At 32.3% G+C, this 23,494-nt stretch carries 21 protein-coding genes and 1 riboswitch; of the genes, 9 read left to right on the top strand and 12 right to left on the bottom strand.

Translation table 11 applies throughout. The annotated features are described in order from the left end of the window. Positions 1-57: 57 nt before the first annotated feature. Positions 58-1,176, top strand: coding sequence for a glycosyltransferase family 4 protein (locus BN1075_RS09100; protein ID WP_040192791.1), 1,119 nt, complete (start codon positions 58-60; stop codon positions 1,174-1,176). Between the two features lie 56 nt (positions 1,177-1,232). On the opposite strand, the gene BN1075_RS09105 is transcribed toward BN1075_RS09100, so the two are convergent. Genes BN1075_RS09105 through BN1075_RS09120 form a run of 4 tightly spaced genes read right to left on the bottom strand, consistent with a single transcriptional unit; the run spans position 1,233 to position 4,307 of the window. Then, entirely contained in the window at positions 1,233-2,273 is a 1,041-nt protein-coding gene (locus tag BN1075_RS09105; protein WP_040192792.1) for a CotS family spore coat protein, read from the bottom strand. Positions 2,274-2,286: 13 nt separating this feature from the next. Further along, positions 2,287-3,051 carry a hypothetical protein gene (locus BN1075_RS21915; protein WP_040192793.1) on the bottom strand — a complete coding sequence of 255 codons (765 nt, stop codon included), beginning with the start codon at positions 3,049-3,051 and terminating at the stop codon, positions 2,287-2,289. A 10-nt stretch (positions 3,052-3,061) separates the two neighbouring features. Then, positions 3,062-3,280, bottom strand: a complete 219-nt coding sequence (locus tag BN1075_RS09115; protein WP_040192794.1) for a hypothetical protein — start codon at positions 3,278-3,280, stop codon at positions 3,062-3,064. A gap of 13 nt (positions 3,281-3,293) precedes the next feature. Further along, entirely contained in the window at positions 3,294-4,307 is a 1,014-nt protein-coding gene (locus BN1075_RS09120) for a CotS family spore coat protein (protein ID WP_040192795.1), read from the bottom strand. Between the two features lie 135 nt (positions 4,308-4,442). Here BN1075_RS09120 and BN1075_RS09125 point away from each other — a divergent pair, with 135 nt between their 5' ends. Continuing rightward, complete coding sequence (locus BN1075_RS09125) at positions 4,443-5,576, top strand: glycosyltransferase family 4 protein (protein WP_040192796.1); 1,134 nt, start codon at positions 4,443-4,445, stop codon at positions 5,574-5,576. A 38-nt stretch (positions 5,577-5,614) separates the two neighbouring features. Here the strand turns inward: BN1075_RS09125 and BN1075_RS09130 are convergent, their stop codons facing one another. Then, positions 5,615-6,682 (bottom strand): mannose-1-phosphate guanylyltransferase, encoded by a 1,068-nt coding sequence (locus tag BN1075_RS09130; RefSeq protein WP_040192918.1) that lies wholly within the window; start codon positions 6,680-6,682, stop codon positions 5,615-5,617. 245 nt (positions 6,683-6,927) lie between these two features. Between BN1075_RS09130 and BN1075_RS09135 the strand changes: the two genes are divergently transcribed. Further along, complete coding sequence (locus BN1075_RS09135; protein WP_052406488.1) at positions 6,928-8,079, top strand: LCP family protein; 1,152 nt, start codon at positions 6,928-6,930, stop codon at positions 8,077-8,079. Positions 8,080-8,193: 114 nt separating this feature from the next. On the opposite strand, the gene BN1075_RS09140 is transcribed toward BN1075_RS09135, so the two are convergent. Further along, positions 8,194-9,921 carry a phospho-sugar mutase gene (locus BN1075_RS09140; RefSeq protein WP_040192797.1) on the bottom strand — a complete coding sequence of 576 codons (1,728 nt, stop codon included), beginning with the start codon at positions 9,919-9,921 and terminating at the stop codon, positions 8,194-8,196. A 113-nt stretch (positions 9,922-10,034) separates the two neighbouring features. Further along, entirely contained in the window at positions 10,035-10,775 is a 741-nt protein-coding gene (locus BN1075_RS09145; RefSeq protein ID WP_040192798.1) for an acyltransferase, read from the bottom strand. Between the two features lie 187 nt (positions 10,776-10,962). On the opposite strand from BN1075_RS09145, the gene BN1075_RS09150 reads away from it, so the two are divergent. Next, a complete protein-coding gene (locus BN1075_RS09150; RefSeq protein WP_040192799.1) occupies positions 10,963-12,450 on the top strand; it encodes a 4Fe-4S dicluster domain-containing protein in 1,488 nt (495 codons plus the stop codon). 47 nt (positions 12,451-12,497) lie between these two features. On the opposite strand, the gene BN1075_RS09155 is transcribed toward BN1075_RS09150, so the two are convergent. Both BN1075_RS09155 and ileS read right to left on the bottom strand, forming a co-directional pair. Continuing rightward, entirely contained in the window at positions 12,498-13,490 is a 993-nt protein-coding gene (locus tag BN1075_RS09155) for a LacI family DNA-binding transcriptional regulator (RefSeq protein WP_040192800.1), read from the bottom strand. A 138-nt stretch (positions 13,491-13,628) separates the two neighbouring features. Beyond that, positions 13,629-16,730, bottom strand: coding sequence for an isoleucine--tRNA ligase (gene ileS / locus BN1075_RS09160; RefSeq protein WP_040192801.1), 3,102 nt, complete (start codon positions 16,728-16,730; stop codon positions 13,629-13,631). A gap of 528 nt (positions 16,731-17,258) precedes the next feature. On the opposite strand from ileS, the gene BN1075_RS09165 reads away from it, so the two are divergent. Further along, the gene (locus tag BN1075_RS09165; RefSeq protein ID WP_040192802.1) at positions 17,259-17,891 is read left to right on the top strand and encodes an MBL fold metallo-hydrolase; all 633 of its coding nucleotides are present in this window, start codon (positions 17,259-17,261) and stop codon (positions 17,889-17,891) included. Between the two features lie 17 nt (positions 17,892-17,908). On the opposite strand, the gene BN1075_RS09170 is transcribed toward BN1075_RS09165, so the two are convergent. Then, a complete protein-coding gene (locus tag BN1075_RS09170; protein ID WP_081911537.1) occupies positions 17,909-18,469 on the bottom strand; it encodes a folate family ECF transporter S component in 561 nt (186 codons plus the stop codon). Between the two features lie 420 nt (positions 18,470-18,889). Here BN1075_RS09170 and BN1075_RS09175 point away from each other — a divergent pair, with 420 nt between their 5' ends. The 4 genes from BN1075_RS09175 (at position 18,890) to thiT (ending at position 21,937) form a co-directional block, all read left to right on the top strand. After that, entirely contained in the window at positions 18,890-20,320 is a 1,431-nt protein-coding gene (locus BN1075_RS09175) for a C40 family peptidase (RefSeq protein ID WP_052406489.1), read from the top strand. Between the two features lie 203 nt (positions 20,321-20,523). Beyond that, on the top strand, positions 20,524-20,724 hold the full coding sequence (locus tag BN1075_RS09180) for a cold-shock protein (RefSeq protein WP_040192922.1): 201 nt from the start codon (positions 20,524-20,526) through the stop codon (positions 20,722-20,724). 142 nt (positions 20,725-20,866) lie between these two features. Then, positions 20,867-21,040, top strand: a complete 174-nt coding sequence (locus tag BN1075_RS21555; protein ID WP_156132780.1) for a hypothetical protein — start codon at positions 20,867-20,869, stop codon at positions 21,038-21,040. Positions 21,041-21,091: 51 nt separating this feature from the next. Next, a riboswitch (TPP riboswitch) is annotated at positions 21,092-21,189 on the top strand. 85 nt (positions 21,190-21,274) lie between these two features. Beyond that, a complete protein-coding gene (gene thiT, locus BN1075_RS09185) occupies positions 21,275-21,937 on the top strand; it encodes an energy-coupled thiamine transporter ThiT (RefSeq protein WP_040192803.1) in 663 nt (220 codons plus the stop codon). A 65-nt stretch (positions 21,938-22,002) separates the two neighbouring features. On the opposite strand, the gene BN1075_RS09190 is transcribed toward thiT, so the two are convergent. Together BN1075_RS09190 and BN1075_RS09195 are read right to left on the bottom strand one after the other, a co-directional pair. Then, positions 22,003-22,806, bottom strand: coding sequence for a YhfM domain-containing protein (locus tag BN1075_RS09190; protein WP_052406490.1), 804 nt, complete (start codon positions 22,804-22,806; stop codon positions 22,003-22,005). A gap of 91 nt (positions 22,807-22,897) precedes the next feature. Continuing rightward, positions 22,898-23,479 carry a hypothetical protein gene (locus BN1075_RS09195; RefSeq protein ID WP_040192804.1) on the bottom strand — a complete coding sequence of 194 codons (582 nt, stop codon included), beginning with the start codon at positions 23,477-23,479 and terminating at the stop codon, positions 22,898-22,900. Positions 23,480-23,494 lie beyond the last annotated feature (15 nt).

Below are 23,494 nucleotides of genomic sequence, written 5' to 3' on the forward strand. Positions count from 1 at the left end.
ACATATTTGAAGTGATTGAATAGTATAAAGTATATAGCCTTATTAAGGAGAATTGATATGAATATCGGCATCGACATTAGAGCTGCCAAATGGTATCGTGGCACCGGAATTGGCACTTATACCTATCAGTTAATAAATGCACTTAATACCCTTGATTACGACAACAGATTTATGCTCTTTAGTGACAATACGCCTCTAGACATAAAATTCAAATCAAATTTCAACTTCAAACCACTCCCAACTATACAATCAAAGAATTTTTGGGATAATGTGAAAATCCCCGCGGAATTAACACCAAACATGGTAGATATTTATCATACTCCCCAAAATGGTATAGGGCTTCCAATTAATCACAATCTACCATTTGTAATAACTCTTCATGATACAATTCCCATTCACATGCCTGAAACAGTTGGTGAGAACTATTTGAATCTATTTAACACTCACATGAGATCTATCATTGACAGATGTGATGGAATAATAACTGTATCCGAATTCTCTCGCGAAGACATTTCAAAGGATTTTAATTTTCCTAAAGAAAAAATTCATGTTACCTATCTTGCAAGTGAACCAATTTATAAGCCTACAAGTAAACATATATGTAATAACATATTAAAAAAATACTATTCTATTCCAAATAATTATATTTTATATGTTGGAGGCTTCAGTCCTAGGAAAAATATTAGCGGTTTAATTGAGGCTTTTAGTAAAATTGAAAGGAAGCTTTCTAATGATATGGTTCTCGTTATTGCTGGTACTAAAGGAAAGTCCTATGATATATATAAATCATTGTCTGAAAAGCTTCATATCTCAAACAAAGTTTTATTTCCTGGTTTTATTTCAATGGAGCACATGCCTTACCTTTATAGCGGAGCTGAACTTTTAGTTTATCCGTCCTTCTATGAAGGTTTCGGACTTCCTCCTATAGAGGCCATGGCTTGTGGAACTCCCGTTATTGCCTCTAACGCAACATCAATACCAGAAATTCTAGGTGATAGTGCGCTTTTATGTCCACCTCAGGACATAGATATTTTAGCTGAAAATATTCTTTCTGTAATATCAAATGATAATCTTAAAAACTTACTCATTGAAAAGGGATTTGAAAAGTCTAACTCTCTGACATGGGAAACTACCGCAAAAAAAACCATGGAGGCCTATAAAAAAATATTAAAATAAAATTAAAGGGATATTTCATTAATGAAATATCCCTTTATGCTACTCAATAGGGGGGACTAAAAAGTAGCATCAACGTAAGCTTTTTTAAAGTTTTCAATCATTTCTTCTCGCTCATTAATATCTTGCACCTTTTTAGATATTTTATACAAAAAACTATCATATTGCCAAAGTTTTTTTCGATAAAAATAATCTGACGCTATTGAATAAAATCCTTGTGGAAAGCATAGCATTCCATATAGCACCTCATATTCATCCTGAGTTAACGGATTAGTATTTTTATTATACTCATCTATAATCATCTTCAAAACTTCAAAGTCAAAACAACTATGTTTTGTAGCCTTATTTATAAAATTACATAAATCATGAACTCTTAAGTCAATTATAGAATAATCAAAGTCTATAAAATAACCTTCATCATTAAAAACTAAAATATTGTGATAAGCTAAATCGTGATGACAAAGAATAAAGTTGTCTCCACTGCTGCAAAGTTCTTTATACTTTGAATTTTTTAAAATTGAAATTCCTAATTCTATTCTTTCAATTTGATTATTAACATTGCTTAAAAATACATTATGAAATTCATTCTTATTTTCATAACTGTTAAATTCATTTTTTATTTTAATTAAATCCTTTAATTTATCCTCAAATAGGTTTATTAATTTAAACCCCATAAATTTCTTTGAATCAACATCAAACTCTATATTTTTTGATGCATTATGCAGTTCTGCTAAGCTCTTTACAGCTAGCTTTATATCCAATGGATTAATATAATCACATTCTCTTCCTTCTATTAAGTCCATAACTATATAGTTTTTATTCTTCCATGGTGTAATAACTTTCCCTTCTTTATTCTTATAAAAATTAATTATTCTATTAAAACCATTACTTTTCAAATAATCTATGTTTTTTTGTACAAACTCTAGCTCTTCTTCGTTATAAGTAACGCGCTTTATTATCTTGTTCCCCTTATCTGTCACTAAAATAAAAACCTTCCTTAAAGGGATTGAATCCTCCACGATAAAATCGTAGTTATCAAACAGCTTTATATCTAAGTCATACATACTAAGCCACTCCTTATATGAAAATCTTGTCTCCATAATAAGTACCTCCTTATATTAAGGACTCTTCATCTTCCTTAATCCCATTAAGCATCCTCCTCACATACTCATCTTCACTCCAGTTCTTTTTATTTTTCTTATATTTTTCGTATACTTTAAAAAATTCATAAGGATAAGATAAAAGTGATCTGATAAATATGTTGCTTTCCTGTCCTAAATCCTCTAATTTACAAAATTGTTCTATTGCGCCTTCAAAATCTACATAAAACCCTTTTCTCTTAAGCTTTGCCAAGAAATAGTAGCAATCCATTTCTACCATGTTGTATGCTATGTCATCAAAATTAACAATTTCAATAGCATCACTTTTACCTAAATTATCAAAGTCTACTTCTGTTAAACAGATTTCAACATTTTTCATACTTCTAGCTACTAGATCCATATATCCATTTTCAGTTATAACATCTATACACTTTTGTCCTCTATCTAAAAGCTCATATCCTCTATCTAAAACTATAGTTTCAATTCTATCCTGCGGTCCACGTTCTTTTATATTTTCTAAACTTCTTTTAAACTTCTTTAACTGAATCTTTTCTTCTTCAACAAGTTTGCAAGTCTGGTTATTTATCCTTTTTCTCAAGTAGCCATTAAATCCACAGGACAAATTATGAACTTCCTTAATAATATAAAGCTGATTAATAACCTTTTTCTCTAATATCCTTTTATTTAAAGCTTCATTGCTCTTTAGCATGAAATTAACTTTTTTTACACCTCTCGAACATAGATATTCCTGAAAACTATCATAAAAAAATCTCTCCATTCCCTCACCTCTATCTATGTTTAGTTTTATCGACCTTATTAATTTTCTTTATGATATCATCTCTTTCAGACTCAAGCTCCATCATTTTTTTCCTTCTTCTTTTGATTTTCTTTAATTCCTTAATTTGGGCCTCCATATCTTCTAGCTTTTTATCATAATCGTCTAAGGTTTTTAATTCCTCAACCATATCTATATCTTTTAAATTTCTATCATCATCATTCCTAGCCAAAATCTTCCCTCCTTTAAAGATCGCTGATTTTAACTTCTTTAAATCTTTCTAAAAACTCCTGTCTGCATTTTCGGTCATCCTCATAAACTTTTATTTTTTTTATAAAGAACTCTTCATCCCAAGGCTTGTTCTCCCAGTAGTATTGAATTCCTCTCTGCCAATAGTCTTGTGGAAATTCCATAAATGCAGCCATTATAGGTATTTCTTCTTGCTTTAACGGATATACCTCGTTATACGCTCTTAATATAATCTTCATACGTTCCTCACACCATTTATCATACTTCATAGCCCTTATTAGCAGACTTGATAAATCATGAAGATGAGTATCCAATATACAATAGTCAAAATCAATAATATTTAATTCATTGTCATCACCAATTAGTATATTGTGATGTGCATAATCATGGTGACAGAAGCCCCCATTTTTTACTTCCTCAAGCATCCTTATTTCATATTTACTATTGCATAAATCCTCTATAGACTTATCACACTGATCTAGTGCTCCCTCCATAAGCTGTAAAAAGTAAAAATCAAACATCGTTTTATGTTTTTTTGTATATATCCTATCTCTAAAATCTAAGATTTCTCCTCGCCTAGTTCTGTATACTTCAATCCATTTAAACCATCCTACCCTTGGCCTCATGTATTCTTCAACCACAAAACCCTGGCTGGCTTTATGAAGCTCTGCAAGCTTTCTTGCTGCTAACTCTAGCTCTATAGGATTATCATAAGAAACTTCCCTTCCCCTAAGCCAACAAGTTATATAAGCAAAAAAACCATCAATAGCTATATATTCTTTACCATTCACAGTTTTAATTATTTCAGGTGCATATTTAAATCCATTGTCATTCAAGTGATTTATTGCTGATAATATAAATAAAAAATGTTGAAGCTCATACTTAACAATTTTCAAGCAATAAACTTTGTCCTCAGTCTCTACTCTGTATGCTCCTTTGATTTTTTCAACCTCTTTAGCCTCGATGTTGTATTCTTGTTTAAGAATCCTCAATATATCTATATTTTTCAAGAAAACCTCCTCCATAACCTTCTATATGTAATATATGAAGTTATGAATAAATGTGTGTTTAGTTTTCAAGTATTTGTAACACTTATTTGTTCATGGATTAATATATATTATATAAGTTTTTAAGGAGTTGTAATTATGAGAATTGCCATTGATGGTAGAGGAATTAATTGGTATAAGGGCAGTGGACTAGGTACTTATGCTGAAAATCTTTTAAAAAACCTACTTAACATAGACAAAAGAAACTATTATCAGATTTATTGGTCTGGATTAAACTATCATCAATATCAAAATGAAAATACAAATTTAGTTATGTGCTCAAAAAAATATCAAAGATACTTTCAAGAAAACTTTTTTCCCGAAAATATAAAAAGGGAAGAAATAGATTTGTATCATATTCCACAAAACGGAATAGGCTTGAATGATGATACTAAATGCAAGACGATAGTTACTATTCATGATTTAATTCCATACATCATGCCAGAAACAGTTGGTCGTGGTTACTTGCTTAAATTTTTAAAAGAAATGCCTTATATTATTGAGAATTGCTCCGGAATTTTAACTGTATCGGAATATTCTAAAGAAGATATTTTAAGATTTTTTCCTATTAATCCTGACAAAATCTTTGTTACTCCCCTTGCTGCAGACTCAAAATATGCACCATTAGATAAAACCAAATGTAAAGAATATATAAAAGAAAAGTACGGTGTTGATAAGCCCTTTCTCTTATACATAGGTGGCTTTAGCAAACGTAAAAATGTTCATGGTCTTATAACCGCTTTTGCGAAGATCGTTCCTCATTTAGATGAAATTTATAATCTTGTAATCGTTGGCTCTTATCGTGATGAATCTCAAGAGCTGGTTAAACTTGTGTCATCTTTAAACATGGAAAGCTATATTAAATTTACTGGCTTTGCTCCTGATGAGGATATGCCTATATACTATAATGCCTGCGAAGGCTTCATATATCCATCTACTTATGAAGGTTTTGGACTTCCACCTCTAGAAGCAATGAGCTGTGGTACTGCAGTAATAACCTCAAATACCACCTCTATTCCAGAAGTAGTTAAAGATAATGGTCTTTTAATTAATCCTTTTAGTGATACGGAACTTCAAAATGCAATGGAAACTTTAATAAGTAATAATTCATTAAGAGAAAATCTTCAAGAAAAATCTTTAAAAAGAGCCGCTGAGTTTTCCTGGGAGAAAACTGCTATGAACACCCTGAATGCCTATGAAAAAGTCTATAGCATGATAGAAGATTCCAAATAATAAAGGATAGCTGCATAAAACAGCTATCCTTTATTGCTTTATAAGAATTCTTCAAACTCTTTTTCTTTTTTCATTTCATTTAGAAGATGCTTTAGTTCCTGATCCTTTTCTTTATCCATTACTAAAATTACATCTCCAGCATCTACTATTACTAAATCCTTAACTCCAAAGCCTATTACTAGATTTTTCTTGCCAAACACCGTACAATTTTCACTTTCTTCTAAATATGCTGCTCCAAGGACTCTATTGCCCTTTGATTCCTCTATAAATCTTGCTAATGCTGCAAAGCTACCTATATCATCCCATTGAAATTTGCTTTGTATCACATAAGCCTTCCTCGTCTTCTGCATTATTCCAAAATCTACGGAAATACCATCAATTACTTTATACTCTCTCTCTATTACTTCATCCTCGTCAGCTTCACCTACATGTTTATAAATCTCACTCATTGAAGTATACATCTTTGGTAAATACTTTTGCATCTCTCTCAAATATACATCTGCTCGCCAAATAAACATACCAGAATTCCATAGATAAGTTCCCTTTAATATAAAATCCTTAGCAACCTCAATATTTGGCTTCTCTGTAAATCTAGCAACCCTATAAGTATCCATATTATTTGTAACTGGATCACCCATTTCAATATAACCATATCCTGTCTCTGGCCTTGTAGGGTTTACCCCTACAGTTATTAAACCTCTCTTCTTTTCTGCCAGCTCCACGCCACTTTTAATTGTGTCAGTAAATATTTTTTCACCTTCAATATAGTGGTCTGATGGTAATACTATCATTACTGCATCCTGATCCATCTTTGACAGCTTAGCAGCAGCTAAACCGATACAGGTTGCAGTTTCTTTATTGCTTGGTTCTACAAATATATTTTCTTTCTTAATCTGCGGTAATTCCTCATGTATTTTATCTATATACTCCTTGTTTGTAACTACAAATATATTTTCCTTGTTAACTAATGGCTCAATACGCTTCACAGTGTTGGTCAAAAAACTATCTTCATTCAAAACCTTTAGAAATTGCTTTGGATTGTTAGATCTTGACAAAGGATACAGCCTTGTGCCTTTTCCTCCTGCCAATATTAATGCATATAGCACGCCTATCACCTTTTTAATTGTTTCCTTACATAGTATGAATATAAATTCAAATGTGTTAATGAAAATTTCCACCTCATATGTTTCCCTTAGGATTGTCTCCCTATTTGTTTAATTAACATGAGCTCATTTCGCTGAAAGCAAGTACCATGAGTTACCTTTTTTTAGTTATTATTCTTAATAAACATCGTATTAAAAAGTTTAAAACATATTTTATTGACGATAATTTATAACGGAGGTGGTACGTTATGAGTAAAGATTCACCTAGTAAAACTTTTTCTAAAGTTATACTTTCTTGTTTTATAATTATAATAACAATTATCTGTATTTCCTTTTTAACAGGAAACAGTTTTCTTTCTAAAATAAGCCGAGGTGTACTCGATAGGACTAACTTAGGAGTCCGTGATGATGTTTCTAAGCGTCTTGAAGTTGACGAAATTGCAGATATAGTTAATATCGCAATATTGGGTGTAGATGAGTCTAGTGAAGACTCAGGTAGAAGCGATGCAATAATGATAGGTACTCTTGACCCTGTACATAACAAGCTTAAAATCACATCAATTATGCGTGACACCTATGTTAACATCCCAGGATACGGCAATGATAAGATTAATCACGCTTATGCCTATGGTGGTGCAGAGCTTACCATTAAGACTTTAAATCAAAATTTTGGATTAAATATTACAGATTACGTTAAAGTAAATTTTGATGAACTTGTTGAAATTGTGGATGCTTTAAATGGCATAGATATTAATTTATCTCAAGAAGAGTTGGATGGTTTAACTGAACATCTTAAAAGTGCTTACAGCCTAATTGGCTCTGATCCTAGGCCTGTTAAACTTAATTCCACTGGCACCTATCACTTAGATGGCTTTCAAGCCCTTGGATATTGTAGAATCCGTAATACTTCCCATAACGATTTTGATAGAACAAGCAGACATCGTAAAATCCTAAATGAAATATTTAATAAAATATCATCAGCTGGCCCTAAGGAACTTGTTAGCATGTCCAAAAACCTTCTTCCTTATGTTGAAACCAGCTTATCAAACAAACAAATTTTAACTCTTGCGGCTAATGTTTTATCAATGAGTACAGCTACAATAGAGCAGGAGCGTTTCCCTAGAGATGAATATTGTAATGATGCTGAAATAAACGGAACTTACTATCTATGGTACGATGCTGACTATACGGAAGAGCAGATGTTTGAATATATTTTTAACGATAACAAGATCTTTTTAAATGCTAATCAACCTGTTTATACTCCTCAATATGAATATAGTGAAGATAGCTCAAATACTAAAACATCTAATCCCTCTAATAATAAAGATAATTTAACTTCACCGACTATAAATGACTTCAATGAAGACCTCAAGGAAGTGCCAGTAATAACTATCCCTTAAATGAAAAAGATGTTGAACCTTTAATGTTCAACATCTTTTTATCTTAAACTGCCTCACCTTATACTAATTCGGCAAAGCAATTTAAACTCACTAAAACAATACTTTAAAATGCAATTATAGCAAGCTATTTATACTCTTTAATACATTTTCCTCTAGGTATTTAAGATTATCCTCTGCTGACTTTTCACATTCACCAGTTACACCTAAATAAATCTTCATCTTCGGTTCTGTACCTGATGGACGAACTACAAAATAACAGCTATTATTACATATAAATTTAAGTACATTAGATTTTGGAAGAGTTATTTCTTCTTCACTATTAGTCTCAATATTTATTCTAGTACTTAATTTATAATCTTCTTTAACAGCAACTTTATAATCACCAAAGGTCTTAATATCCTCATTCCTGAAGAATTCTATAATTTCTCCAATCTTTTCTTGTCCTTCTTTACCCTTTAATTCTATAGATATAAGTTTTTCTTTATAGTATCCATATTTATTATATAAATCAATTAAACCTTCATATAAAGTTTTTCCTATTGATTTATAGTAAAGAGTCATTTCGCAAATAAGCATTGCTGCTACAACAGCATCCTTATCTCTAACAAAGTCTCCTGCTAAGTATCCGTAACTTTCTTCAAATCCTAATAAGAATTTATTCTCGTCTGGTGTACTTTCAAAATTCTTTATAAGCTCACCGATATACTTAAATCCAGTTAATACTTCTTCAAGTTTAACACCATAATCCTTACAGATTGGTTTAACCATATCAGTTGAAACTATTGTCTTTATTATAGTTCCTGCTGGAGTTAACTTATTTATATCTTTTAAAGAAGAAACAATATAATGAGTTAAAAGAACTCCAACTTGATTTCCTGTCAATACTCTGTAATCTCCGCTATTATCTTTAACTACCGCACCAATTCTATCGCAATCAGGGTCTGTTCCAAGAATAATATCTGGATTAAAGTCCTTAGCCATTTCTAATGCTAATTTAAATACCTTGCTATCCTCTGGATTAGGATATGGTGCTGTTGAAAAGTTTCCATCAGGAAGCTCCTGCTCTTTTACAATCTCAACTTGTTTGTATCCAAGCTTATCTAATATCATTCTAACTGGAATATTTCCTGTTCCATGGATAGGTGTATATATTATTTTTAAATCTGCTGCATGTTCCTCAACTAATTCATCTCTTATTGTAAGACCTTTAACTCTCTCAATATAAGCCTCATACATCTCATTCCCAATGTAATTTATAAATCCATTTTCAATAGATTCAGTTTTACCCATAACTACTACGTCATTAAATGTATCCACCTTATTAACGTATCCTATTATTTCATTTGCCGCAACATCTGTAACCTGACACCCATCGCTTCCATATACCTTGTATCCATTATATTCCTTAGGATTGTGTGATGCAGTTAATACTATTCCTCCATCACAGCCTAGTTCTCTAACAGCAAAAGAAAGCATTGGAGTCGGTGTTAGTTTATCATATAAATAAACCTTAATACCATTTCCCGCTAAAACTCTTCCAGCATATTCTGCAAACTCTGCAGACATATTTCTTGAATCATACGCAATTGCAACCTTAGGACTTTTTCCATGATTGTTTAAGTAATTAGCAAAACCTTGAGTTGCTTTTCCAACAGTATATATATTTAATCTGTTGCTTCCAGCACCTATTACTCCTCTAAGTCCACCTGTACCAAACTCTAAATCCTTATAAAATCTATCTTCTATCTCTTTTTCATCTGAAATAGCTCTTAACTCTTCTTTTGTATTCTCATCTATAGATGCTGAATTCATCCATAAATCATACTTATTTTTGTACTCCATTCTTTTCCCTCCAACTTCGTATTTATATTATCTTTTATGTTAAAATTTAATTATAGGCAATAAGATACTATTTAAATTATATTATACAACCATGTATTTTTCCATATTTTATATTACTGATTTTCTAATAGTTGATCTTCAGGCACTTCTCTTAATACCCTTGCAGGGCTTCCTATAACTATTTTGCGGGTAGGAACGTCTTTTGTTACTAGTGCTCCTGCCGCTACAAATCCTTCTTCCCAAATAATTTTTCCTGGAAGAATAACAGCCCCTGCTCCAACTCTTCCGCCCCTTTTAATAGTAACACCCTTAAATTTTCCGAATCGTTCCTTAGATCTTGCAGCATAATTATCGTTGGAAGTAACAACACACGGAGCTATAAATACGTTTTCTTCTACTGTTGAATATGCAGTTAAATATACATTAGTTTGTATCTTACAATTAGAGCCTACAGTACAGAAATTTTCAATTGTCGCTCCTCTTCCTATAATGGTTCTTTCTCCTACAGTGACATTTTCCCTAATTGCAGCTCCATCCGCAACTAAAGTTTTATCCCCAATCTCTGCCCCTCTATATACAATTACACAAGCTCCAATTAAACAACCTTCACCTATTATACAAGGACTTAATTTATCCTCATCCTTAAAAATACTATTTACACTTCTCATGGGTATTTTTCCTATAACTGTGTTATCATCGATTCTTACATTATCCTTTATTATTGTGTCTTCATGTATCACAACATTATGTCCAATAATACAATTTTCCCCTATTACAACTCTATCTTCTATTACAGAAAATTTTCCTATTGCAACCTTTTCTCCAATTACAGCCTTGTCAGAAATATAATTCACTGCTACACTTCCTTTATATAAAACTTACTACATTTAATCCTCGTATTAGTTTACTCTTCACCGGTAGAATATATTACACTATAATAATGATAGTTATTTTTTTAACAATATCTCTATTGTATCTTTCTTTTTTAATGATATAATTAATTTAGATAATTTTGAATATACAGCAATCAAGGGGGTTTATATGTTCACATTTGAAACTACGTTAAAAAAAATTAAACATGAGGTTCTTAAACAAATCGTTATTCTTGCAATGAATAATAACCTTACTACTGAAGAAATATTTAATATTCACAAGTTTATTATAGACAAGCGTAATCCAACTTATCGCTGCTGTGTATATAAAGAAAGAGCTATTGTTAATCAGCGTGCAAAGCTTGCAGCAGGATATATGCCAATTGATGATGAATACAGTAAGCTTATAGATATTCGATACACAGATCAAATAATGTACATAATAGAATCTGCCTGTGATAGATGCCAAATAAATAAATATACAGTAACAGAAGCCTGTAGGGGATGTCTTACTCATAAATGCAAGGAAGTATGTCCTGCTAATGCAATGATGACAGTTGGTGGTAAAGCCTATATAAATCAAGACTTCTGTAAGGAATGTGGCTTGTGTAAAAAGGCATGCCCTTATAATGCAATATCTGAGGTTCTTAGGCCCTGTAAAGTTGCATGTCCAACTGGAGCTCTAAGTGTAAGTTACGATGACAGAAGAGCTATTATAAATAATGAAGACTGTATTCAATGCGGTGCATGTATGAATGCATGTCCATTTGGAGCTATCTCTGATAAAAGCTTCGTAGTTCCTGTTACAAAACGCCTTAAACGTGAAAGACCAATGTCAGTAATTGTTGCTCCATCTATTTCTGGACAATTTGGTCCTAATGTTTCACTAGGACAAATTAAATCTGCTTTATTAAAAATGGGCTTTAAAGATATGGTAGAAGCATCTTGTGGTGCTGATATTGTTACCATACATGAAACTAAAGAATTCTTAGAAAGAATGGAAAATGAAGATACCTATATGACAAATTCTTGTTGTCCAGGCTTCTTAAATTATATTGAAAAGAAATTCCCTAGTGAAATTTCTAAGGTTTCAAAAACTATATCTCCAATGATAGCAACTGCTCGTTTATTAAAAGCTGAAGACCCTGAGCTAAGAATAGTATTCATAGGTCCATGCACAGCAAAAAAAGCTGAAATTACAAGACCAGAGGTTGCAGGTGCAGTAGATTATGTGCTTACCTTTGAAGAATTATCTGCAATGCTTGATGCTTTTGATATTGATCCTGCTCTTTGTGATGAGATGGATATTAATGAAGGTTCTGTATTTGGACGTGGCTTTGCAATCGCTGGTGGTTTAACAGCTTCAATAGAAAACTATGTGAGAAGTGAAAATATTGACACTACCTTTAAACCTCTTAAGGTTTCAGGCCCTGAAGAGATTAAAAAGGTTTTAACCCTTGCTAAAATAAATAGACTTCCTGGAAACTTTATTGAGGGTATGATGTGTAATGGCGGCTGTATTAATGGTGCTGGTGTATTTTCAACCCCTACCTTCAGTAGAACAGCCTTCTTAAAGGAAAGTAAGACCTCTACTATAAAAAATGTGGCAGATAACTCAGCTTGTACTTCTGCTGAAACTATTGATATGGAAAGATAAATAAAAAGGTGGATTTAAAAATCCACCTTTTTTATATTCATATTTAATTACTTACAAGAATCTCGCTTTACAAACTCATATGGTAATCTGTAATAGCTTTCTTCTATAGGAAGCTTATTAATAAGCTTAATAAGAAGTCTCATACCAACAGAACCCATGTCATATAAAGGACGAGCTACTGTAGTTAATTTTGGATGATATACTGCAGCTAGTGCAATATTATCAAATCCGATTACATTAACATCTTCAGGAACCTTTATTCCTTTTTCTCTTAATGCATTTATAACACCTATAGCCATTTGGTCACAGCCGCAAATAACTCCATCAACCTGTTGACTTTCAGTAATCTTATTTATACCAGCAATTCCTTGTTCATACTTAAGGTTTCCGCGATAAACTAAGTTTTCATTTAAAAGTCCAGCATTTGACATAGCATCTCTATATCCAGCATAAATCTTTTCATGCTCTAAAGCTGTTTCTCTATCATAACCTATATATGCTATGTTTTTATTTCCAAGTGATATTAAATATTCAACAGCTTCTTTTGCTCCTGAATAACTATCTATACCTATACTTGGCACTTCGTCTTCATCATCCATTGTACCTACAGATACAACTGGAATTCCTGAATTTTTAATTGCAGCTTTTATATCTGCATCTAGAGAATCTCCCATGTAGATTATTCCATCTACCATTTTTTCTCTAAGAATATTAAAGCTTTCTTTCTCTCTATTTTTATCTAAATCGGTGTTACAAAGCATTATGTTGTAATTATATATACTAGCTAAATCCTCTGCACCTCTAACGATTTCTGGATAAAGTGAGTTTGATATATCAGGAATTATAATTCCTATAGTGCTTGACCTTTGAGTTTTAAGGCTTCTAGCTAAAATGTTAGGTCTGTAATCTAACTTCTCAATTGCATCTAAAACTCTCTGCTTTGTTTCTTGGTTAACAACGTCTATATCGTTTAGAACTCTCGAAACTGTAGCTATGGAAACATTAGCTTCTTTTGCTACATCCTTAATTGATGCTGCCATTATTTCACCCCTCTTCTTTCTTATACCCCTAAATTATATTTACCTTAATTATACAATTTAACTAACTGAAAATCAAATTCAGTTAGTTAAATTTATTTATTCCTATAATGTAGTAAATTATTCTCCTGTATAAGCTTATTAAGCTCTCTCTACTTGAAGAAGTAACTTTTCTCCATTTATTTTAACTTCATTTACAGCTTTTTCACTATTATAAGTTACTTCTAGAGCTAAAGTATCTCTCATAATTTGCTGTTCAAATTTCTTTATGATACTTTCAAGTGCTTCGTTTCCTGCAAAGTATAAGTAAATTTTATCAGAAACTTCGAATCCACTTTCTTTTCTCATATTTTGAATCTTACTTAATACTTCTCTTATATGTCCTTCTTCTCTAAGCTCTTCAGAAATATTAGTATCAAGGACTACTCCAAGCTCTCCCTCACCTGCAAATGCAAATCCTTCAAGACCTTGCATTGTCACAAGTAAGTTCTCTTTGTTAAGCTCTATTTCAGTTCCATCTACATCTATTTTTACTATTTCTCCACTATTTATTCTTTGTGCAAGATCCATTTGGTTCATAGCGCCAATAGCTTTTCTTATTCCTGGTATCATCTTACCATAAGCTTTTCCTAGTACTGGAAGATTAGGCTTAATCTCAAAGTTAACATACTTAGAAAGGTCAGCTCCAAGCTCAACTTCTTTAATGTTAAGCTCTTCCTTAACGATGTCACCATAGTATTCAGGAAGTGATGCTACAGACACAAGCATTTTGCCAAGTGGCTGTCTGTTCTTTATGTTAGCACCATTTCTAGCACTTCTTCCAAGCTGAACTATTTTGTAAGCAGTATCCATTTCCTCTTCTAACTTCTTATCAACTTCAGCTGTTACGTATTCTGGCCATCTGCATAGGTGAACACTTTCTGGTGCTTCCTTATCAAATGCAACAACTAAATTTTGATATAACTCATCAGTTATAAATGGTATGAATGGAGATGCAACTCTTGCAAAAGTAGTAAGTACTCTGTAAAGAGTCATGTATGCTCCAATCTTATCCTCTGTAAGCTCTTCACCCCAGAATCTAGATCTGTTTCTTCTTACATACCAGTTAGATAACTCGTCAACGAAAGCTTCAAGCTCTTTAGCTCCTTGAGTAATTCTGTAGTTCTCTAAATGCTCATCGATGTTTTTAACTAAAGTGTTAAGCTTAGACATCATCCATTTATCCATTACATTTTCAGATTTAAACTCTTTATAATCCATTGGATTGAACTTATCTAAGTCAGCATATAACACGTAGAATGAGTATACATTCCATAACGTTCCGATAAACTTTCTTTGTGCTTCAATAACTCCATCCTCATAGAATCTTGATGGAAGCCATGGTGCACTAGTTGTATAGAAGTACCATCTTAAAGCATCTGCTCCTTCATTCTCAAGTACTGTGAATGGACTAAGAACATTTCCTTTGTGCTTAGACATCTTGATTCCATCTTTATCAAGAACGTGACCTAATACGATACAGTTCTCAAATGGATTCTTCTCAAATACTGTTGTTGAAATTGCAAGTAATGTATAGAACCATCCTCTTGTTTGGTCAACAGCCTCTGATATAAATTGTGCTGGGAAGTTAGCTTCAAACAACTCTTTGTTTTCAAACGGATAGTGGTACTGTGCAAACGGCATTGAACCTGAATCAAACCAGCAGTCAATAACCTCTTCAACTCTTGTCATTTCTTTATGACAGTGAGGACAGTCAAGCTTAACATTATCAATGTATGGCTTGTGAAGCTCTATTCCTTCAGGTACATTTATACCTTTTTCATGAAGCTCAGCTACACTTCCAATCATTTCTCTATGTCCGCATTCACATTCCCATATTGGAAGTGGAGTACCCCAGTATCTGTTTCTTGAAATTCCCCAGTCAATTACGTTCTCAAGGAATTTACCCATTCTTCCTGTTCTGATGTTATCAGGCATCCAGTTTATCTTGTTGTTGTTTTCTATTAATTGATCCCTAACAGAAGACATTCTAACAAACCAGCTCTCTCTTGGGTAGTAAAGAAGTGGTGTGTCACATCTCCAGCAGTGTGGATATGAGTGTAAGAACTTCTCACTCTTATAAAGAATATTTTCTTCTTTTAAGAATGCTAATATCTTCTCGTCAGCCTTCTTAACAAATATTCCAGCCCATGGAGTTACTGCAGGTACAAATTTACCTTCTCCATCAACTAAGTTTATTAATGGAAGACCATATTTCTTTCCAATTTGGTTATCGTCATCTCCATATGCAGGTGCTATGTGTACTATACCAGTACCATCTGATAATGTTACGAAATCACCATGAACAACATAGAAAGCTTTTTCTTCTGGAGTTTCGAACTTGAACATTTGCTCATATTCTTTTCCAAGAAGTTCTTCTCCCTTGAATTCAGCAATAACTTCATACTCTCCATTAAGTTTATTTAATAGGCTTCTAGAAAGAATTAAGTGCTCTCCTTCATGTAAAACTTCAACATAGTCATAAGACTTATTTACTGCTAAAGCAACGTTGCTTGGTAATGTCCAAGGAGTTGTTGTCCATACTAATATATATTTATCTTCACCTTTAAGCTTGAACTTAACATAAGCTGAACTATCTCTAACATCCTTATATCCTTGAGCAACCTCGTGAGAAGATAAAGTTGTTCCACATCTAGGACAGTAAGGCATTACCTTGTGACCTTTGTATAGTAAGTCTTTATCCCACATTCTCTTTAAAGCCCACCATACTGATTCTATATAATCATTGTGGTAAGTTACATATGGATTTTCCATATCAACCCAGTATGCTAATCTCTCAGACATTTCTCTCCACATTTCAACATAAGAGAATACGCTATCTTTACACTCTGTAACGAAAGCCTCTACACCATAATCTTCGATTTGTGGTTTACCAGAGATTCCAAGCTTCTTTTCAATTTCAAGCTCTACTGGAAGTCCATGAGTGTCCCATCCAGCTTTTCTTAAAACCTTATAGCCTTTCATAACCTTATATCTAGGAATAATATCCTTCATAACCCTTGTTATAACGTGTCCTATGTGTGGTTTACCATTCGCTGTTGGTGGACCATCATAAAATGTGAAAAATTCACCATCATCATTTAAGTCAAAGTTCTTTTGGATTACATTCTTTTCTTCCCAAAGCTTTAGTATATCTTTTTCAATATCCATAAATGACTTTGTGTTATCGATTTTCTTGTACATACCCTTTCTTCCTCCTTATACATTATTCGTACGTCTGTTACTATTCTTAACAAAACTTAACTTTATTTTACCTATTTCCAAATATAATAGATTAAAAATAAAACTCCGCCCTACTAAAGGACGAAGTTGATTCGCTTATACCACCTACAGTGCTTTCAATTCAGATACTAACATATCCTATTCTTTAACGCAGAAACACGGAAAAACTTACTCTATGAGTACCCCTTCAAACAAAATCAAACGAAGCTATCTCTTATTATTTCAGTTCTCGGCTCCTAGGTGATTTTCCTTTAACTCTCCCTATGGGTTTCCACCATTTTCCCACTCTCTTTAAGTTTGTAATTAAAGTACTCTCCTATTCTTAGCCTTTATATTCTTTTACGGTAAAATTATTTTTGTATTAATTATATTACATAAAATTTTCAATGTAAAGCCTTTTAATATTTACATTACTTTTACTGCATTCTTGAATAAAAATTACGATACTATTCATACTTAAAAATATATTAATTATTTGGAGGTAATAGTATGGTTATCACCTGGCTTGGACATTCTTGTTTTCTTCTTGAAACATCACAGGGCTCAAAAATCTTAATAGATCCCTTTGACCCTGCACTTGGAAATTCACCATATAAAGGTTCTGTAGATATCGTAACAATTAGTCATAATCACTTTGATCACAATTTCACTAAAGAGATTAATCCAGGTTTTTTATCTTTAACATCCCCTGGAACTTATGATTCCTATGACATTAAAATTCAAGGCTTTCCCTCATACCACGATAAAGTAAACGGACTTAAAAGAGGAAGTAATATAATTTTCACTTACGAAGCTGACAATTTCAGACTTTGTCATCTCGGTGACCTTGGTCACATGCTAACAGATGACGTAATAGATTTGCTTGGCTCCATCGATGTCCTCTTCATTCCCATTGGTAGTAACTTTACTCTTGATGCTGAAGTTGCTTATTCTTTGTGTAGAAAAATCCAAAGTAAATTTGTGATTCCTATGCATTATAAAACGTCTCAATTAAGCTTCCCTGGTGAAGGAATAGAAAAATTCATATCACTTATGAAAAATGCTATGAATTTAAACTCGAATACTTTAGTTTTAGATGAACTTCCCCCAGCTAGAAATCAAGTAAGACTCCTTCAACTCTAAGATTATTTCTTAGAGTTTTATATTGATTTCTCTAATTTTTCACCAATATATCTCCATGAAAGTTTAAGCATTATAACCTCAACTGGTATCATTATTAATGCTTTAATAATTCTAGTACTTGCTAATGCTATAAAACCCTTATTATACATGATAACAAGCCATAATGTATTTAAAATAATATTAACTCCTACTGCTATTATTGTGTTTGCAATTATAAATCTAGTTGTAGTTTTTGGTTTTTTATAAAGGACTAGTCCATATATAACACCAACCAGAGCAGCACTTAAAGTAAACCCAGGAAAAAATGCTGCTGTTGGAAATAACATTGCTCCTATTAAGTCCTCTATCCCTGCTACAAGTCCACCATATACTGGTCCAAATATCATTGCAGCTAAAGCTATTGGAATAAATGAGAATGTAAACTTTAAAAAAGGTAGCTGTATTGATAAGAATCTAGATAAAACATCAGTAATTGCTATAAACATAGCCATGTATACAACCTTTTTCACCACACTGACTTTCTTTATATCCATCTCATCTCTTGTGTCATTATTTTGTAAATTTAATATAATACTCATCTCCTTTTAATCCCCAAGATCGAATATAATTCCATATAAAATATGTAATTAAAATGATTTTCATACTAATTATAATTTATCCCCTTCATCTATTCAATGTTTTTCATTAAGTGAACATCCAAATCTTTGATTTAGCTAATGCGAACTTACTCCTTCGAATAAACATGAGAAGGAGTTTCCTTAAATATTCCTCCAAATCTTTAATTTGACTAACGTAAATTTATGCCTTCCATAAATATTAATCAGAAATTTCCACATCAATGAAAAAACATTGCTCATGAAGAATATATTAATTCAAATACATTCTAATCCATTTTATTGTAATATTTTGTTGTATTTCCATCTAAGTCGGAATATAATTTAGGTATTAACGGTATTTATTATAATAAGATAACTATTTTTGAAAGGTTGGGTAGTTTTATGGAAAATAACACTTTAAAAGTCCTTGGAACATTAGCTGCCGGTGCTGCCATAGCTGCTTCTGTTCAAACTGTCGCACTAGCAGACCCAGGTGATAGCTCTACCCTGACATCTCGTTCTGCTACCACTGGTACTGTAACTGCAGATGTTCTAAATGTTAGAGCAAATCCTAATACTTCTAGCAGTATTATTGGAACTTTGAAACAAAATACAAAGGTATCTATAATCGAAATGAGTAGTGGCTGGTATAAAGTAAGCTATAATAATTCAACAGGCTGGATATCTAGCGATTACGTTAAACTTGATTCAGCTGGAGCTGTAACTTCTACTGGAACTGTTAATGCTGATGCTCTAAACGTTAGAGCTGGTGCTAGTACAAGTAATAAAATAATTGGTTCACTTTACAGCGGTGCTAAAGTAGAAATTCTTTCTACATCAAATGGATGGCATCAAATTAAATTTAATGGTGGGACAGGCTATGTAAGTGCTGATTACATCACTACTAGTTCTACATCAACTCCTACTCCTCCACCATCAGATTCTGGTTCCTCAAACAATGGTTCTACTGTAATAAATACAGGAACTGTAAATGCTGATGTACTAAATGTCCGTTCTGGTGCTAGTACAAGCAATAGCATTGTTGGTACTTTAAGATCTGGGGCAAAGGTGGAAATAACTGAAACTTCTAACGGTTGGCATAAAATTAAATATAATAATACATACGGCTACGTAAGTGCAGATTATATTAAAATAAATTCTAGTTCAAATGAAACTCCTGCTCCTGACCAACCATCTCATGACGTAAATGGTAAGGTTGCTATTGTTACTGCAGATGCTTTAAATGTACGTTCAGGTGCTGGAACTAATTATTCTATAATATCAACTGCTAGATATGGAAGTAGACTTCCGATAATTTCTTATACTTCTGGATGGTATAAAGTACAGGTAGGTTCAACTACTGGATATGTAAGCGAAGGTTACGTAACTGTAGCTAATGAAGGTGATTCTACAAATCCTCTTGTAAGAGAAACACCTCTTGTTGAAAGCATATATACCGGTGCTAACGTTGTTGCTGAAACTGAAAAATATCTAGGAGTTCCATACCTATGGGGTGGGTTTACTCCAGTTGGTTTTGATTGCTCTGGTTTAGTTCAGTATGTATATAAGCAATTGGGCATAACCCTTGAGAGAACAACTTACTATCAAGTACACCAAGGTAAAACTGTTAATAGAAACGATTTAAGGCCTGGTGACTTAATATTCTTCACAACTAATGAGTCTGATCCTAATGATATTTCTCACGTTGGAATATATAAAGGCAATGATTTATTCATCCATGCACCAAAGCCTGGTGATGTTGTAAGAATTTCAAATCTTAACTCAGCATACTATAGTAACGCATACTATGTTGCCAAAAGAATAATTAAATAATATAGTATAAAAATCTTCTTATTGAGAAAACTATAACTGTTATCTAGATTAGATAATGGTCAAATATTTTGAAAGGAGATTCCGCTAATCCTTCGCTTTTGAAGGTTATAACCCTAGAGTACGAGACCAACAGGAGTAGCATCGCAAAACTGAGTATGTTGAAGAGGGTAGCTAGTGTTTTTTTAGCTATAGCGGAGATTTATATGGAAGTAGGTACAGTTAAATGGTTTAATAGCGAGAAAGGGTTTGGATTTTTGTCTGTAGAAGGTCGTGAAGATGTATTTATACACTTCTCTGCCATTCAAGGTGATGGATACAAAACTCTTGAAGAAGGACAAAAAGTTCAATTTGAAATAGTAGATGGTGACAGAGGTCCTCAAGCATCAAACGTTACAAAACTATAAATAGTATTATCTATCCATTAAGGCAGAAATAAATTATAAAATTTATTTCTGCCTTTTATTATTAAATAAACCCTTTTATTGAATATTTATAGAATAATATTAAATACTAATAATATTCTATTTCTAACAAAGGAGTTTTAATATGATTGGAAAAATTAAAGAAATACTGGAATCTAGTGTTACCATCGAATTTAAAGATGGCACAACAAAATCTGTTCCATTCTCAGTTTTGCCTAATGACATAACTATTGATAATCTTGTAAGCATAACAACCATTGAATCTACACCTAATGAAAAATATATAGACTACTTTTAACTCAACATTGAAACTTTTATGTAAATATGTTAAAATATTGTTGAAGATAAAATATAGTGCTAGGGGTGCCATAGGCTGAGAAATGAATTTTCATTAACCCTTTACCTGACCTAGATAATGCTAGCGTAGGGAAGCGATTAATAACCGCAAGTTAATACTTAGTTATTTAACCGTGTTCTTTATGAGCACGGTTTTTTTACTAGTCCTTAGCACAAATTTAAAGGAGGACTTCTCATGAAATTTTTAAGTGGAATTTTAGAAAACATCCAAGGCATCATGTCCAGTTGGACAAGTATCGCAACCTTAGTAGGTATACTAATTTTATATTGTGTATTTATTAAAGTAAAAAAAATCAATTTTTCATCAAGACTTATTAGTCACATAGCTCTAGCCGTAGCAATGTCAGTAATCTTAAGCTTTATTAAGCTATTTCAACTTCCCTTTGGTGGTAGTGCTAACTTAGCTGCAATGCTTCCGATAATTTTAATTTCCTTAATCTATGGACCGATAATTGGAATATTTACTGGCTTTGTTTATAGTGTACTAAACTTTGTCATAGGACCTGCTTATATACTGCATCCTATTCAAGTTTTATTTGACTACACTCTTCCCTTCATGGCTATAGGACTTTCTGGCTTCTTCAAGAAGAATAAGTTTTTAGCAATTGGTGCTGGCTTCCTCGTAATGTTTATCTTTAACTATATTGCTGGAGTTATTTTCTGGGGCAGCTATGCAGCTGATTATAATATGACACCGCTTATTTACTCTCTTGTGTACAATGGAAGCTATAACTTACTAAACTGTGCTATTTGTATGGGAATATGCTCTGTAATTGATGTAAATAGATTAACTAAGCACTTAGTACCACCTAGAGCTGAAAAATCTATGAATACTTAATAAAAATTATATTAAATATAAATAAGCCGCAAAGAATAACTTTCTCTGCGGCTTTGTATATTATGTTAAAACTCTTCTGGTTTAGTATCTGTAGCTTTTATACTCCACTGACCATCACTATATATACAATTTATATAATACTCTACACTAGTTCCATCTGTCTTATTTTCAAAGGTGACAACAGCTTTATACTTTTTACTTGTAAAACCTTTTGTTCTAACCTTTGCAATAACCTCAGCATCTGGATTATCTTCTTCACTATTAATATAACTAATTTCCTCTTTCTTTAGAAGCTTTTTAAAGTTCTCAATATCTGTAGAAATCTGGAATCTTGATATTTCTATATCATTTATTATATCAACACCAATTTTTTGTTTAGTCTTAGTATCATCTTTATACTGACTTAAACAATTTATTATTGAATTGTAGTACACACTTTCAAAATCAATTGGTTTTCTAATGTTAGTGAAGTTTCTAATGATATCAGTGTCTAATCTCTTAGATACAATATAATAACTATCTCCATCATATAAATTAGCTCCATCTGTTTTATCTAAGCCTGCAACATAATTAAATGTTTTAACTTCTGTTGGACTCTCATATATCTCTAAAATATAATCTGGTTCTAGCTCTGATTTGGTTTCAACAACTGTAGAACTAGATAGTATTTCATATATATCATTAATAAGGTTTGTATCCGTAACTGAAAACTTATATTTCTTATCTCTTGTACTTTGAATAGTTACCTGCATAATATTTCTTTGCTTCATATACTCAAAATCCTCATTACCACCTACACTACAGGCAGAAAGAATCATCATAGCTGACATTAACATTATTATAGCTAAAGATTTCCTAAATTTCCTCACAACTTTCCTCCATCTTGAAAACACCCTCAAGCATTTCTCAGTTTTCTTATGTTTATTATAATATTTGTTCCCAATGAAAGCAAATGTAACACTAATTATCAAAAGAAAAAGTCTTTACTATGTTTTCAAATACTACATTAGTATTTTCTCTGGATTTTTCATCACTAATAATAAAGGTTACCTTAACCATATTGTCTTCATAAGGCACATAATATTCATATGCATGCTTAACACTATTATTAGTAAACTTTATATCATACTCTACAGTTTCAACATTCATTTTATTAATTCTTAATGTATCCCTGTCATATTTATTTATTCCCATGTCTTTAATCCCTGCAAGGCATTGTTCCATTGCTTCTTCAACACCATTGGTTCCACTCACAACCTCTATTGAACCATAAATATTTGTATCTTCTGACATAAATTCATTTTTATAGACTTCACTGCTGTTTATGCTTACTTTTTCTGCGCATATCCAATCTATAGGAAGCTTGTATTTTATTTCCCCCTCTAAAACTTCATAATCTTTAAAGCTAACCATATTATTTTGAGTCAAAGTTGCCACCTTTAAGCTTTCCTCAAAATGTTTTCCGAATCCTATAATCACTATCATTAATCCTACTAGAATCAAAGCTAGTCCTATTTTTTTTCCCCCATTATCTACGTACATCCTTTGTCCCCCTCC

This window comes from Clostridium culturomicium, assembly GCF_000821305.1.
GTDB classification, from domain to species: Bacteria; Bacillota; Clostridia; order Clostridiales; family Clostridiaceae; genus Clostridium_J; species Clostridium_J culturomicium.

Excerpts from the sequence above, each read along its gene's own strand:
- BN1075_RS09165 (WP_040192802.1), top strand. The coding sequence starts at position 17,259 with ATGGTTATCACCTGGCTTGGACATTCTTGTTTTCTTCTTGAAACATCA.
- ileS (WP_040192801.1), bottom strand. The coding sequence starts at position 16,730 with ATGTACAAGAAAATCGATAACACAAAGTCATTTATGGATATTGAAAAA.
- BN1075_RS09180 (WP_040192922.1), top strand. The coding sequence starts at position 20,524 with ATGGAAGTAGGTACAGTTAAATGGTTTAATAGCGAGAAAGGGTTTGGA.
- BN1075_RS09125 (WP_040192796.1), top strand. The coding sequence starts at position 4,443 with ATGAGAATTGCCATTGATGGTAGAGGAATTAATTGGTATAAGGGCAGT.
- BN1075_RS09100 (WP_040192791.1), top strand. The coding sequence starts at position 58 with ATGAATATCGGCATCGACATTAGAGCTGCCAAATGGTATCGTGGCACC.
- BN1075_RS09105 (WP_040192792.1), bottom strand. The coding sequence starts at position 2,273 with ATGGAGACAAGATTTTCATATAAGGAGTGGCTTAGTATGTATGACTTA.
- BN1075_RS09150 (WP_040192799.1), top strand. The coding sequence starts at position 10,963 with ATGTTCACATTTGAAACTACGTTAAAAAAAATTAAACATGAGGTTCTT.
- BN1075_RS09140 (WP_040192797.1), bottom strand. The coding sequence starts at position 9,921 with ATGGAGTACAAAAATAAGTATGATTTATGGATGAATTCAGCATCTATA.
- BN1075_RS09135 (WP_052406488.1), top strand. The coding sequence starts at position 6,928 with ATGAGTAAAGATTCACCTAGTAAAACTTTTTCTAAAGTTATACTTTCT.
- BN1075_RS09195 (WP_040192804.1), bottom strand. The coding sequence starts at position 23,479 with ATGTACGTAGATAATGGGGGAAAAAAAATAGGACTAGCTTTGATTCTA.
- BN1075_RS09155 (WP_040192800.1), bottom strand. The coding sequence starts at position 13,490 with ATGGCAGCATCAATTAAGGATGTAGCAAAAGAAGCTAATGTTTCCATA.
- BN1075_RS21555 (WP_156132780.1), top strand. The coding sequence starts at position 20,867 with ATGATTGGAAAAATTAAAGAAATACTGGAATCTAGTGTTACCATCGAA.
- BN1075_RS21915 (WP_040192793.1), bottom strand. The coding sequence starts at position 3,051 with ATGGAGAGATTTTTTTATGATAGTTTTCAGGAATATCTATGTTCGAGA.
- thiT (WP_040192803.1), top strand. The coding sequence starts at position 21,275 with ATGAAATTTTTAAGTGGAATTTTAGAAAACATCCAAGGCATCATGTCC.
- BN1075_RS09170 (WP_081911537.1), bottom strand. The coding sequence starts at position 18,469 with ATGAGTATTATATTAAATTTACAAAATAATGACACAAGAGATGAGATG.
- BN1075_RS09175 (WP_052406489.1), top strand. The coding sequence starts at position 18,890 with ATGGAAAATAACACTTTAAAAGTCCTTGGAACATTAGCTGCCGGTGCT.